The 13,858-nt window shown below is 58.8% G+C and carries 8 protein-coding genes; 3 read left to right on the top strand and 5 right to left on the bottom strand.

Features of this window, described 5'->3' with window-relative positions; all coding sequences use genetic code 11:
* Positions 1–43: 43 nt before the first annotated feature.
* From H6G53_RS00855 to H6G53_RS00845, 3 genes are all read right to left on the bottom strand, one after another.
* Positions 44–1,369, bottom strand: a complete 1,326-nt coding sequence (locus H6G53_RS00855) for a lipid-A-disaccharide synthase (protein ID WP_242030759.1) — start codon at positions 1,367–1,369, stop codon at positions 44–46.
* A 157-nt stretch (positions 1,370–1,526) separates the two neighbouring features.
* A complete protein-coding gene (locus H6G53_RS00850) occupies positions 1,527–2,423 on the bottom strand; it encodes an SH3 domain-containing protein (protein ID WP_190530626.1) in 897 nt (298 codons plus the stop codon).
* A 208-nt stretch (positions 2,424–2,631) separates the two neighbouring features.
* Positions 2,632–3,945 carry a glutamate-5-semialdehyde dehydrogenase gene (locus H6G53_RS00845; RefSeq protein WP_190530625.1) on the bottom strand — a complete coding sequence of 438 codons (1,314 nt, stop codon included), beginning with the start codon at positions 3,943–3,945 and terminating at the stop codon, positions 2,632–2,634.
* 460 nt (positions 3,946–4,405) lie between these two features.
* On the opposite strand from H6G53_RS00845, the gene H6G53_RS00840 reads away from it, so the two are divergent.
* Positions 4,406–4,681, top strand: coding sequence for an HU family DNA-binding protein (locus H6G53_RS00840; RefSeq protein WP_099531963.1), 276 nt, complete (start codon positions 4,406–4,408; stop codon positions 4,679–4,681).
* A gap of 166 nt (positions 4,682–4,847) precedes the next feature.
* On the opposite strand, the gene dacB is transcribed toward H6G53_RS00840, so the two are convergent.
* Positions 4,848–6,092 carry a D-alanyl-D-alanine carboxypeptidase/D-alanyl-D-alanine-endopeptidase gene (gene dacB, locus H6G53_RS00835; RefSeq protein WP_190530624.1) on the bottom strand — a complete coding sequence of 415 codons (1,245 nt, stop codon included), beginning with the start codon at positions 6,090–6,092 and terminating at the stop codon, positions 4,848–4,850.
* A 111-nt stretch (positions 6,093–6,203) separates the two neighbouring features.
* Here dacB and H6G53_RS00830 point away from each other — a divergent pair, with 111 nt between their 5' ends.
* Positions 6,204–6,410, top strand: coding sequence for a hypothetical protein (locus H6G53_RS00830; RefSeq protein WP_190530623.1), 207 nt, complete (start codon positions 6,204–6,206; stop codon positions 6,408–6,410).
* A 361-nt stretch (positions 6,411–6,771) separates the two neighbouring features.
* Entirely contained in the window at positions 6,772–8,493 is a 1,722-nt protein-coding gene (locus H6G53_RS00825) for an iron ABC transporter permease (RefSeq protein ID WP_190530622.1), read from the top strand.
* On the opposite strand, the gene H6G53_RS00820 is transcribed toward H6G53_RS00825, so the two are convergent.
* Positions 8,486–13,177 (bottom strand): PAS domain S-box protein, encoded by a 4,692-nt coding sequence (locus tag H6G53_RS00820; RefSeq protein WP_190530621.1) that lies wholly within the window; start codon positions 13,175–13,177, stop codon positions 8,486–8,488. The two genes, H6G53_RS00825 and H6G53_RS00820, sit on opposite strands and share 8 nt — an antisense overlap.
* Positions 13,178–13,858 lie beyond the last annotated feature (681 nt).

Raw genomic sequence — 13,858 nt, 5'->3', positions numbered from 1 at the left:
TTCACTAGGCTCAATCTCCACCTAATCAAAACCCAACCGCTCTCTAGCTTTTGGGTTGCTGTAGCAATTCCGTAACCAACGTGGCGAGTTTTTCGGCGGCTCCCGGCTCGCCCCGCACGGCCCGCAACCGATCGCCCATAGCCTGAAGCTGAGTGGGGTTGGCCAATAGGGCGATCGCTTGGTCAGCCACAACCGTTGGCGTGAGCGGCCCCACCAGTTCCGGCACGATCGCTTCCCCGGCCCACAGGTTTGGCCAAGCCAACATCCCCAGCCGACGCAAGGCAAAGCCATTAATCAGCTTGGCAAAGAGGCCGCCCAAACCCGGCAGATTTGCCAACAGCCCCGGAATGCCATTCCAGGCCCGCATGGCATCTAACTGCTGGGTGGGCAACAACACCAACATGGGGCGAGCCAATGCGCCTAGTTCGGCCGTATTTGCGCCGACGGTGGTGAGGCATAGGTCACAGGTGCTGAGTAAGTCCCAGGCGGGCGATCGCTCCCAAAGCCAAATTTTTGTGCCCGCCGGGGTTTCCAGGTAAGGCAAGTTCTGGAGCGATCGGGGATCGGCCGGAGCGATCGCTTCGGGTATTACCAAGCGGGCTGTTGTGCCCGAAACCCAGTCAATTACAGGATTATGGGTGCGATCGGCATAGCGGGCCAAGGTGGACAGGTCGATCGTGGGAGCCACAGGAATCACAAATTCCGCTTGGGGCCGATCGGCTCGAATTTGATCGGCCGTACCCAGCAATAACGGCACGCCTTGAGCGAGTTTGGCGCTTTTGGAGCCGGGCAGCAGGGCCAGCCGTTCCCGATCGCCCTGTGGTGAATGGGTTAAACGGCCAGCCTCCAGCATCAGATCGCCCACCACGGCGACTTTGGAGGTGGCCCAGGGGGGAACTTGGGTGGCCAACCGGGGCAACCGCACCCCCACGCGATCGACCCAACGGAGCCAGCGTAAATCCCATTCCGCATAGATCACGCTGCCATAGCCCAAACGGCGGGCGATCGCCACAGCAAAGAACTGATCGCCGCCCAAAAACAACACCACACCTCGATCTCGCCAGTCCCACCCTTCCGCTGTCCGCCCCCAAAGTAAAAAGGGCCAAAAGGCCGCAGCCCCTTGCACCCGATCGACTTCTGGAAATGATTGCACCACGGCCGCTTCCTGACCCGTTGCATTGGGACAGGGGGCCAAAACCACGGAAATTCGTAGGCGCGATCGATCCGCTCCCCACTGCTGCCGCAAGGCTTGCACCACCGGTCGCACCCAAGTGGTGACCTCTCCGGGGCCGTTGGACAAAATTAAGAGATCCAGCGGCTCGGCAGCAGTTGACATCATCTCAGGGGCGATCGGGCGGGAAGTCGGCATGATTGGTGCGATTGGGGCAGCCCCATGGGGCGCAAATCCAGCAGGGTGATGAACAGGATGGGCCAACGGGCTGGTGAATGGGTTGCATCAGCTAGCCGATTGTCTCAGACGGTCGATCTTCCTTGCGACCCAACTTCCCCGATCGTCGGGATGGAGCTTAAAGGCAATTCAGCACATTCAGTTGATCTGTCGGCCGGTTGAGCGATCGCACAGGAATCCATCCCTGAACCGGCTGATTAATTTGCATCCACACCGCGCCCCCGGCCGTGGTGGACTCCCGATTTAACAACTGCACTTCACTCCCGGCCGCCACACCGCCGCGCCGGGGACTGGTTAGGTCGGGGTTGGCATGAACCGACAGGCCTTCGCCATAGACCACTCGACGGCACAATTCCGGCTTGATCGGATTTTGGGGATTTTGGGCCGTGGTGCAAGGACGCAGGAACGCGGCCGCAGCCCAACCTTCCACCGTGCGCGAGCCATTGCCCGTGATGACCGTGGCCCGCACAGGAACCCAGCCATTGCGGGCGCTGCCTGTGACTTCCAGGGTGCGACCCTTGGCGATCGTACCCAAGATGGGCGCGTCGTCATCGGCCCGGCTGCGAATATTCAAGGGGCGATCGCTCGTGGCCACCATTCGGCAAGTGCGGGGCGGCGTGGCCACTGCACAGGGCCGCAGAAAACTGCTGGCCACCCAACCTTCAACGGTGCGCGAACCGTTGGCGGTGGGTACGGTGGCGCGAACCTGTACCCAACCATTTTGAGGGCCGCCAATCACGTTCAGGGTGCGACCCTTGGCGATCGTGCCCACAATGGAGGCGTTACTGTCGGCGCGGCTGCGAATATTCAAGGGTGAGCCGTTGGTGGTGACCACACGGCAGTTGGCTTCAGCGGCCGCGGCCGGTTGGGCCGTTGCCCCCATTGCCAACCCACCGGCCACCAGGGCCACCGTCAACAGCATTGCTTGGCCATAACGCCGAGCCAGGTGGGCCGAGCGAGTCCGAAGACCGAAAAGGGACTGATCCATAGGGAAAATCTGCAACACAGCAAGCATGGTGATTCATCCTGAAGATGCATCCCCGCGCTGTTGATAGAGCGAAGGAGGCAGGTTTGCAGGAGTTGCTCCCATTCTGGTCGAGCGATCGAGCGATCGCCTAGGATTTGGATCGATCGCTCAATTGACCATTTTGGGGAGCATCGATCGCCCCTCGATCAAGCAAGATTTTGCCCCCATGCGGTGATGCCGCTGAGCAACCCGCAGGCTACAAGTCCCGATGGGTAAAGGGTTTAGCATCGGCTCCGGCATAGGTGGCCGCCACATGCCCCTGGCCCGTTAGGCGGTACTTATAGGTCACTAGACCTTCTAGCCCAACGGGGCCACGCGGTGGGAGGCGATTGGTGCTAATCCCCACCTCAGCCCCGAATCCGTAGCGGAAGCCATCGGCAAAGCGCGTGGAGCAGTTGCGATAGACTCCGGCCGCGTCCACTTCGGCCAGGAAGCGATCGGCGGCGGCATCGTCTTCCGTCACAATGGCTTCCGTATGGCCCGATCCATAGGTGGTGATGTGGTCGATCGCCTCGTCCAAGTCCGCCACCAGTTTGATCGACAAAATCAAATCGCTATATTCCGTCGCCCAATCCGTTTCCGTCGCCGGGGTGATCTCGCAAATGCCTTGCAACAGCTCACAGGTGGGCGCATCCCCGCGCAATTCCACCCCCTTGGCCACCAGGGCCCGGGCCAGCTCCGGCACCCCCTGCGGGGCGATCGCCCGGTGAACCAACAGGGTCTCGATCGCATTGCAAGCGGAAGGGTATTGGGTTTTGGCATCCACCGCGATCGGCACTGCTTTGGTTAAATCCGCGGCCTCATCCACATAGAGATGGCAAATGCCGTCCGCATGGCCCAACACCGGAATTCGCGTGTTGTTTTGCACAAACTGCACAAAGGCGTTGGATCCTCGGGGAATAATCAAATCCACATAGCGATCGAGTCGCAGCAGTTCCAGGGTTTCCTCCCGTGTGGTTAACAGCCGCACGGCCGCCGGATCCACCGCCGAATTAGCTAAGCCCCCGTGAATCGCCTCAATCAGCGCTTGGCAGGAGCGCACCGCCTCTTTGCCCCCTTTCAGGATCACCCCATTCCCTGAGGCGATCGCCAGGGCCGCAATTTGCACCACCGCATCGGGGCGAGCTTCAAAAATCACCCCCAACACCCCCAGCGGACAGGTCACCCGCTCCAAAACCAGCCCTTGATCCAGTTCCCGGTGAATTTGCCGATCGCCCAAGGGATCCGGCAACTGGGCTAAGTCGCGCACCCCAGCGATCGCCCCCGCCAGCTTCACCCCGTCCAGCTTCAGCCGGCCATAAAGTGCCGAAGAAATTCCCTCCGCTTGGGCCGCCGCGCAATCTGCTTCATTGGCCGCCACAATCGCTGCCGCCCGATCGCTCAAAGATTGGGCCACCGCTTCCAAGGCCGCCCGCCGATCGGCCGTCGGCAGCAGCGCCAAAGCTCGGGCCGCCTGGCGGGTTTGGCGCGCAAGATCAACCAACGTGGGTGCAGATGAGGCAACAGTCATGATTGCAAGAGCACAGGGAGCAAAAGGGGTAGAAGACAGTATAGGCAAGGACGGCCCATCCTATGGGCCATGACTCCGCTTGGGATCGGGCGAGGTTGGTTGGTGGGGTCTGAAGGTTGATGGGGTGACAATACATCCCGATCGGGAGGGTTTATGAAGAGGGTTTATAAAATTTTGTAACAACACCCAAACCGGGTCTCAGGGGGGCAAAAGGTATCTAGGCGGGCGATCGCAACGATTTTTGATCCTTAATGTCTAATCGTTACTCAGGCCCGCAGAACCGAGAAAGGCTTGTGAAATAAAGGCTTTCGCCATTGTCAACCGCGATTTAACGGACTGCCAGCGGATCACGCGCTGCCCTGGAACTGGCTCAAACCCGCGAAGTTGCTACAAAACTTTCACTTCACATCGAAAATTGTCGGGCTAGAATCGCTGGAAATACCGAACTTGAGGCGTTTCCATGAACAAGGGCGAACTGATTGACCAAATTGCAGCAAAGGTCAATACCACCAAAAAGGAAGCAGATGCCATCTTGACCGCTGCCATTGAAGTGATCATGGATGCCGTGGCTGAGGGCGAAAAGGTGACCCTGGTGGGGTTTGGTACGTTTGAGCGCCGCGAGCGCCAGGCCCGCGAGGGTCGCAACCCGAAGACCGGCACGAAACTGAAAATCCCCGCCACCAAGGTTCCGGCCTTTTCAGCGGGCAAACAGTTCAAGGAGTCGGTTGCTCCTTAATTTTCGGCGCAAATTCTAGGCGCAAACTCTAGGCGCAAATTCTAGGCGCAAATTCCAACTCTCAGGCTCAACCCCCTAACCATTGTTCGATTGTTAAATTGTTCAACTTTTGTTGGCAAAGGAAAGCCCCGAGCTGGTTTCGCCAGGCCCAGGGCTGTTTTTTTACTTAGGGGGTGAGTTCCGATGAACTGGGGGCATTGGGCCGGGGCACACCCGGTCGCCACCAAGGCAGCAGGGGCCGCAATGTGCCGTCGGGTTCGGTAGGCTGATCCAGCATGGGGTTGGCTTCGGTGTCCCACCCATCACAGGGCCGCATCTGAGCGAGGGTCAACACCACTCGATCGACCGCTGAAACCAAGGTGTCGCCATCTTGGCCCGGTTGATTGACCAACACGCTAAAAACCAAGGTGTTGTAAAGCGGGTGTTCCATGTAGCCCGATAGGGCCCGGACTCCCCGGAGCGTGCCGGTTTTGGCGGAAACACGACCTTGGACCGGTGTGTTGCGGAAACGACGGCGCAGCGTGCCGGTTTGACCCGCGATCGGGAGGGAACTGCGGAAGATGTCGCTTCCCTTAGCTTCGGTCATGGATTCCAATAAATGGACAAAGGCACGGGGCTGCACAGCATTGCTGCGAGAGAGGCCAGACCCGTCACTCATGCGATATTCGCCACGATTAACGCCCAAGGGAGCCAAGGCCCGTTGCACGGCCCCGGAGCCACCAATCGATCGAAACAGAGAATCGGCGTAGCCATTGTTGCTGTTGACGTTGATGGTGCGCACCAACGTGCCCAGGTTGGAGTTCTTGAGCGGGGTTTGACCGTCATAGAGTTGCAGGGCCGCCGCCGTCACAAACAATTTCATGTTGGAGGCGGGAATCAACGCTTGGATGCCGTTGCGATCGAACAGGACGTTGTTCCCGGCCAGGGTTTCTACCCGAATCCCCCAGCGGGCCGATCGAAAAGCAGGCGCATCAATAATGCGGCTTAAGGCTCCGGCCAGTTGGTTGCTGCAAACCCGAGGCGTTTGGGCTAGCAGGGATTTGCCTTCCACGGTTTCGATCGGTTCCTGCTTGGCGGTTTCCGGTTCGATCGAGTCCGGTTCGATCGAGTCCGGTTCGATCAACTCGGTCTCGATCCCCGGTTTACGGGTGACGGTGGTTCCGGGAACCAACTCCGTTGCAGAAGCTGGATTCAGCGTTTTAGACAGCGGTTTTGGCGCGCGCGCGGGATCCGTTGAGGGGTTAGGCGCGGGGGCTGGTGGCGGCGCGATCGCCTCGGTTTGTGAAGCGCTAGCCGGTTCAGCGGTTGTGGCTGCTTGGGAGTTGGCCAGGGCTGGTTCAGTCAGCAAACCACCACCCAACGCCAAACCCAAACCAGCCAAACCAGCGATCCATCGGGGTTGCTCAGACATCTGTTGGATTTCCCTTAAAGGCACGACCGTTCTGCACATCCCTGACAGTCAATCCAATCCTCAGGATTGGGACGGGACACCTGAACCAGTTCCACAAGGATCCAACCGGTGATGGGCGGCCGTGTTCAACGGCTGTACCCTTGGGCGTTGGGAGAGGAACGGCGCGATCGAGCCGGGTCAGTGACCCCAGAAATCGATCGCACTCAGGACAAGCCCATTGACTCGGATGGCAACTCCGAGGACTTAGCGACTAGGGCGATCGCAAAAACGGGTGTGAGTCGCGGCGATCGTCCAACGGCCTTGGCCGCATGGCGCTAACCCTCAGCAAATCTGAGGTCATCAGGCTCGTGATGGCCCATCAGCACAAATTGCCCTCAAGAATATCAGACCTCGGCCAGTGGCCTAGCTGGATCAACTGGCTGGCGATCCCCGCCTAAGCCGGCTCTTCACCATCCGAAAACTCCCATCACCACTAGCTTTTTCCCGATTCTGGTTTGGGGATCGCCGCTTCGGCTGTTCGTCAGCAAATCCTGAACTATTGGAAAAATTTGGGCGATCAATTTGGTCGTTGGGATGGGGTCTCCCCACCCAGCCCCCGTGATCGATGCAACCTAATGCAATTGGCGTGCAATGGTAGGATGGCTTCTGGTTTATTGCAAGTTATTCTCAGGTTTTTGGCATGACCGTCGCCGATCGCCGCTGGCCGCCGCTGAACTTTAATCGCTTCCGTTTGCGCCCCTTCAGCTTCACGGAAGGGTTGTGGATCTGTGCAACGGTGTTGGCGGCGGTGGCGGTGGGCGTGCCGCTCCTGGCCTCAATTGCAGCCGCCCTGAGCGCCAGCGGCCAAACCTGGAACCACCTCACCCGCACTGTGTTGGGGGAATATGTGTCGGCTTCGGTGGGGCTGGCGGTGGGGACGGCGGGCCTGGCGATCGGTCTGGGGGTGGCGACGGCTTGGCTGGTGGTGGCCACTCAGTTTCCCGGGCGGCGATGGTTTGAATGGCTGTTGCTGTTGCCCTTGGCCTTCCCGGCCTATCTGTTGGCTTATGTCTACACGGATTTGCTGGACTTTTATGGGCCCATTCAGTCTTGGGTGCGATCGCTCACGGGCTGGAAATTCGGTGAATATTGGTTTCCCCCCATTCGATCGCTGCCCGGGGCCATTTTGATGATGGGCCTAGTGCTCTATCCCTACGTTTATATGCTGGCGCGGGTGGCCTTTCTGGAGGGAGCAGCCAGCCTGCTGGAGGCGGGCCGCACCTTGGGACTGAATCCCTGGCAGGGGTTTTGGCGGGTGGCTTTGCCCATGGCCCGGCCCGCGATCGCCGGAGGGGCTGCCTTGGTGATGATGGAAGCCCTGGGCGATTACGGCACAGTGGAATTTTTTAGCGTTAACACCTTTGCGGTGGGTATTTATCGAACCTGGTTTGCCATGGGCGATCGCCCGGCGGCCTGTCAACTGTCGGCCCTGCTGTTGGGGGCGGTGTTGTTGTTGGTGTGGGTGGAGCAACGATCGCGCGGTGGGGCTGGCTATCGATCGGGCGGGGCCTATGCGGTGCAAGCACCCTACTCCCTCCGTGGGTTGCGGGCGATCGGGGCCTGGGTGGTTTGTGGGTTGCCGCTGCTTTTGGGCTTTGGGTTGCCGGCCCTGCTGCTGGCCAGCATGGCAATTCGCAATCCCAATAGTCTTCTGGATCCCAGCTTCCTGCTCTACGTGCGCAACACCGCCGTAGTCGCTAGCTTGGCGGCGGTCACGGCGGCAATCATTGCCGGAGCTGCCGTGTATGGGGTGCGGGTAGTTTCGGGGCCCCTGATGCGGTTCCTGCTGAAACTCATGGCGCTGGGCTATGCGATTCCCGGATCCGTGGCCGCCGTGGGCGTTTTGATTTCGGTGGGTTGGGTTGATCAACAGTTGGCGACGCAACCTTTGGCGATCGCCCCGGAAGCGGGAGCCGCATCTTCGGGGTTGTTGCTGAGCGGCACGATCGGGGCCTTGATTTTTGCCTATTGGGTCAGGTTTTTAGCCCTGGCCCTGAACCCAATTGAAGCCAGCCTCGATCGGATTGTGCCCAACCTGGATGGGGCGGCCAGAATTGCCGGATTGTCGCCGGGGGCCGTGTTGTGGCGCGTCCATGTGCCCATGCTGCGCGGGGGGCTGTTGACGGCCTTGCTGTTGGTGTTTGTGGATACGGTGAAGGAGTTACCGGCCACGCTGATTGTGCGCCCGTTTAATTTCGACACCCTGGCCGTACGGGCCTATCAGTTGGCCTCCGATGAACGGATTGTGGATGCGGCGGGGCCCGCTTTGGCGATTGTGGCAGTGGGGATTGTGCCGGTGGCGCTGTTGAGTTGGCAAATTTCCCGATCGCGCCCCCGTCGCCTACCCAGCGAGTTTAGGTAGACTCATTCCACTCGGGCTGTTCGATCGGGATTTCGATCAAGAACTCCGTGCCGCCCCCCTCTGCGGGCCGACAATCAAGAGTTCCGCGATGTTTTTCCACCACAATTTGATAGGAAATGGACAGGCCCAGCCCCGTGCCTTGGCCCACGGGCTTGGTGGTGAAGAACGGATCGAATAGCTTAGAGCGCACTTCATCGCTCATGCCGTTGCCATTGTCGGCAATCAGAATCCGCACCCACTCTCCGGACATCAATTCCGTGGTGATCGTCAGCCTGGGCATCACGATCGAGGTTGCAATGGGGCGATCCTCAAGGTTGTCAGTGATCCAAACCTTGCTGTTGTTGCCGCTGCCGGCCACGAGAGAGGCTTCTTCCACCTGGGCCGATCGCAAGGCTTGGGCTCGCAAATTACGCGATCGCCCGTAACGGTCTTCCAAGGCATCGATCGCATTGCTAATCACATTCATGAACACCTGGTTCAATTGCCCCGCGTAGCAAACCACCAGCGGCAAATCACCATAGTGTTTTTCCACTTCAATGCCAGGGAAATTGCTATTGGCTTTGAAGCGATGTTGCAAAATCAGCAGCGTATTTTCGATGCCCTCGTGGATGTTCACCGGCTTCATTTCCGCCTGATCCAATCGCGAGAAATTCCGCAAGGAAGCGACAATTTGCCGAATTCGTTCCGCTCCCAACTGCATTGATTGCAGGGTTTTGGGCAAATCATCACAGAGGAAATCCACGTCAATGTCCCGCGAGAAATTGGCCACCGCTTCCGTCGGCACAGGATAGCTATCCCGGTAGTGCTGAATGAGCGAGAGCAACTCTTGCGTGTAACGGCGGGCATAGGTCAGGTTGCCATGGATGAAGGTGGTGGGGTTATTGATTTCATGGGCAATCCCAGCCACCATTTGCCCCAGGCTGGACATTTTTTCGTTCTGAATGAGCTGAGTTTGGGCGGTTTTCAGCTCTTGGAGGGCAGTGCTGAGGCGTTTGGCTTGATCTTGGGCCTGCACAGCGGTGACCTGGGCCTTGGCATAGAGTTCCGCTTGGTCGATCGCGGTGGATAGCTGGTCGGTCACAGCCCGCAACAGCTCCACTTCCCGCTCACTCCAAGTGCGCACCTGGGCACTTTGGCCACATTCAATCACCCCGATCGCCCCGGAACGGGTCTGCACCGGTAAGGCCAGCAGGGAACGATAGCCCCGATCCTCCATCATTTGCCGCAGGGTGGGATTATCTAAACGCGACACGTCATCGGCCCGCACACATTTGCTCCACATCAACTGCTGAAGGAAGTAGCTGGCGTGGATATGGTGATAGGGGCCGAGGGCGCTGGGCACGGCTGGGGTGCGGGACTCGTTCACCACATCCCAAGCCGGAATGCCGCCGCCTGCATCGGTGATATACCAAGCGAAAAGACAGCGATCGGTATCCAACAGGTTACGGATGCCTTGGACGGCCGATTCCAGCACCGTATCCAAATCCAGGGAGTTGCGAATTTGGGCCGCCAACTGAAACAACAGGGCCTCGCGGCGGGTGGTCAGTTCCTGGCGGGCTTGGGCGCGGTCAATCCCCACGGCGATCGCGCTGGCCAACCAACCTAGGGCATCCTGCACCGCTTCCGCGAAGGGTTCCACACGATAGAGCGCCAACGCACCCACCAGCCGATCCTCCACCACCAGCGGGAAGCCCGCAAAATGTACTTCTGTGCGGGATCTGCCTTGATGGGGAATCAGGGCGCATTCACTGCGGAATAGGGGATTGCGCGATCGAGCCACGGCCGCCACCGTGGACAGCTCCGGAGTACTCAGGCTGATTTTGTCTCGCAGGGCATCATCGAGCAGGGGGATATCCAGGTGCAGCGCATTGTTGGTGTTGCGGTTGACCTGGGCTTGCAGGGTCAAGTAGGTGGGATCTAAGTCCACCGTCCAAACGCGGGCCAGGTTGCAATCCAGTTGCCCGGCCATCATTTCGGCGCAGGTTTGCAAAATTTCCGAGAGTTCGCCCCGTTGACAAAGGGCCACGCCCACTTCCGCTTCCAAAATCGAAAGGCGCGATCGCTCCATCAGGGTTTCCTGGGCCCGTTTGCGATCGGTGATGTCCTCAACCGTCCCTTCATAACAAACCAGCCGCCCGGCATCATCGAGCAGGGCGGAAGCATTTTCCGAAATCCAAATATGTTGCCCATCCGCTCGGTACACTTCCGATTCAAACCCGGAAACGCTGCCGCTGGCCTCCAGCATGTTCAGCAGTTCCCGTGCCCGATCGATCTGGACGTAGGGCGGCCCACCCATGCGATCGAACGCTTCGATCAGCGCGGTTGGTGACTCATAGCCATAGAGGCGAGCCATGGCCGGGTTTGCGCTCAAGTAGCGACCATCGGGCAGGGCTTGGTAAATGCCCTCGATCGCGTTTTCAAAAATGCTGCGGAACCGTTCTTCGGCTTCGCGCACGGCCCGTTCTGCTTCCTTGCGTTCGGTGATGTCGATCCCCAGCACAAAGGCCGCTTGGTCATTGTTGTATTTTTGGGCCACCACCAAATAGCTTTCGATGCGATCGCCCACCGGTCGCGACACTTCGCGCGTGGCCTCTTGGATCGGAGAAGCAAAAAATTCCGCCACAAATTCCCGAAATTCTTGGCCATAGCCCAAAAAGCCGATGTCTTGGCCAATAAATTCTTCCGGGGCGCGGCCAAAGCTTTCGGCCAAGTGGTGGTTCACTTCCAGGTAACGCAAGTCGCGGCCCACCCGCGACACCGTGCCGGGCACAGCGGCCAAAATCGCTTCCAGTCGATCCTTCAGGGTGCGCAGGCTGGCTTCCGATCGGCGGCGCTCCGTGATGTCTTCAACTGTGCCTTCGTAATAGAGCAATTCACCGTCTTCGTCGTAAACCGCCCGGGCCGATTCGGAAATCCAAATTCGGCGGCCATCGGCCCGGTAAACTTCCGACTCAAAATTGGCAAGGGATCCCTTTTGGCGAATTTGTTCAACAAATTCCTTGCGGCGATTGGGGTTGACGTAGAGATTTTGGGTGGCATTCAGGGCCAGCAGCAGCACATCGGGCCCGCTGTAGCCATAGATGCGGGCCAAGGCCGGGTTTGCGCTCAGGTAGCGACCATCGGGGGTGGTTTGGAAAATGCCCTCGATCGCGTTTTCAAAGATGCTTCGGTATTGGGCTTCGGCGGCGCAAACGGCCGACTGGGACACTTGTAGGCGATCGAGCGTGGCGTTCAAAATAGCCGCCAACTCCGACAACTCATCGGTTCCGGGCATCACCTCCACCCGCTGAGTCGGGTTGCCGCTGGTGCCGATCGCGCTGACCTGTTCACTCAGCCGCATCAACCGCGCCAACACCAAGCGCTCCAGCAGCAGCAGGGTAATGGCCCCAAAAATTAAGCCCCCCAACACCAACAGCACCAGCGTGTAGCGAAGGCTAATTAGCCCTCGGTTATAGATGGCGCGATCGAGTTCAACCCGTACTAACCAAGCCGGTTGCCCATACAAATCGTCCAACAGGGCATAGCTGGCCAGGCGATTATCGGAAAGGGTTTCGATCGCCACCGTTTCCGTACCCAACAGCAGGGCCTTCACCGCTCGGTGGCGCAAAACCTCCGGCCCCTCAGCTCTCGAGTTCGATCGGGAATCGTCGACGGCAGGGGGCATTGTCGCGGCGGAAATTCTGGCAACTTTGGGCGACTGAGGCGATTGGGGTTGGGTAGATTCGGGTTGAATGGATTCTGAGGGCGTAGCACTCAGCCGGGTTGATTGCGGTTGAGTTTGTTCAGTGGGCTGAGCCAGCGCTGATGATTTCGATCGCTCAGGCTCTGATCGTTCAGGTTTCGATCGCTCAGGTATTGACGGTATTGACGTAGCTGGTTTTGGTGCGGATTGCTGCGGTGTTGATTGTTGTGCTGTGGACTGTTGCGGTGCTGGCGTGATGTCAGGAGCCGATCGCGCAACGAGGGGCAACTTGGCAAGGGCTGAAGGTAGCAAAGACCGGCGGCCAGAACTGGCCGGGAGCTTGGCCCAAGCACTCGATGGTTGCACAATCCCATGCAAACTTTGCAGGCTCAGGTTGAGTTGTGTTAAGCGGCTGACCCGTTCAATTTCCGGCCCAGCCAGAAACCGCCCCAGCAACAAGGTTCCGCGAATCGGCCCCTCTGCCTCGCTGGTGACGATCGGGCGAGCCGCCACCATCATCGGCCCCTCGGGCAATTGCAGCAGGCCATGAACGGCGCTGGTGGTTGATGAGTGGGTGAGCAGTGGGCTGCCCGGTTGCAAGTGTTCCCAAAGGCTGCGGGGAATCGGCACGCGCTGCCGACTTTCCAGGTTGTAGCCCTGTTGCAGGAGGGGCTTCCCCGATCGATCCAGCAAAATCAGAGCATTCAGCCGCAAGTAGTCGAAGGTGCGATCGACAAAGTTCGATCGCTCATAGGCAGGATCATGGGTTTCCACAAAACTGTAGGTGGTGTCCCATTCGGAATAGTCCCGCGCCGTCGCATCCAGATCCGTGGCGTTGTCCATCACGACGCTGATGGCCCGCTGCACATCGCGCTCCACCTCACGCCGCTCAAGCTGGCTATAGCCATCCAGCAGGAGATTGGAGGATGTTGTGAACATCACCAAGTTTAAGCAGAGCAGCGCTAGTCCAACAATGACCAGCGTTTTGAGCCGTAATTTCAAATTTGCTACCTCCTACTCAAACCCCTGGATGCGTCCCTGAATGACCGGCCCGAATTTGGGTTTGGGTCTTGGCCGCGATCGGGCGATGTGTCTCTGTGCCTTGATGGGAACCGCCACAGATTGTTCGTTGCAGACTGTCTATTGCAGATTGTCTGTTGCAGATTGTCCGCTGGAAACCATCCGTTGCTGACTGTCGATCGCACACTATCTATCGCAGGCTACCCATTGAAAACCGTCTATTGCAGACTATCTATCGCAGGCTACCCATCGCAGGCTACCCATCGCAGACCAGCCATCACAGACAAATCATTGACGAGCTGCCTCGCGCTGGCCGACTCGGCTGGGCAGTGTCTGAATGATGGTGACCCATGGGGGCTGCCGTTTCTTGTTTCAGCGATCGCAGCCCAAAGTCGGGACTGAAATCGAGTAGCGCCCTATTCCCTATTCTGGATCGAATTGATCAAATCTTAAGGAGATTGGATCCCAGTCGGGGCCACCCTGAGTCTAAATAACCGCCTAATCGCACCCTAACAAATCCCTGACGAAGCGTTTTGATTAAATGAGGCTCGTCTGCGATTTTGATGCACCGATGGGATGGGCCTTGGGGGGTAGCACCCCAGAGCTGTCGAGCTGCTAACTCCAATGGTTAGCCTAATCCAATCGTCGAACAGCCGTTGGTCA

Origin of the sequence: Limnothrix sp. FACHB-406 (assembly GCF_014698235.1) — a bacterium.
Taxonomy (GTDB): Bacteria; Cyanobacteriota; Cyanobacteriia; order CACIAM-69d; family CACIAM-69d; genus CACIAM-69d.
Note: the sequence above shows the minus strand (reverse complement) of the source record. Positions and strands in the feature narration are given on the sequence as shown.

Excerpts from the sequence above, each read along its gene's own strand:
- H6G53_RS00855 (WP_242030759.1), bottom strand. The coding sequence starts at position 1,369 with ATGCCGACTTCCCGCCCGATCGCCCCTGAGATGATGTCAACTGCTGCC.
- H6G53_RS00850 (WP_190530626.1), bottom strand. The coding sequence starts at position 2,423 with ATGCTTGCTGTGTTGCAGATTTTCCCTATGGATCAGTCCCTTTTCGGT.
- H6G53_RS00845 (WP_190530625.1), bottom strand. The coding sequence starts at position 3,945 with ATGACTGTTGCCTCATCTGCACCCACGTTGGTTGATCTTGCGCGCCAA.
- H6G53_RS00840 (WP_099531963.1), top strand. The coding sequence starts at position 4,406 with ATGAACAAGGGCGAACTGATTGACCAAATTGCAGCAAAGGTCAATACC.
- dacB (WP_190530624.1), bottom strand. The coding sequence starts at position 6,092 with ATGTCTGAGCAACCCCGATGGATCGCTGGTTTGGCTGGTTTGGGTTTG.
- H6G53_RS00830 (WP_190530623.1), top strand. The coding sequence starts at position 6,204 with ATGGGCGGCCGTGTTCAACGGCTGTACCCTTGGGCGTTGGGAGAGGAA.
- H6G53_RS00825 (WP_190530622.1), top strand. The coding sequence starts at position 6,772 with ATGACCGTCGCCGATCGCCGCTGGCCGCCGCTGAACTTTAATCGCTTC.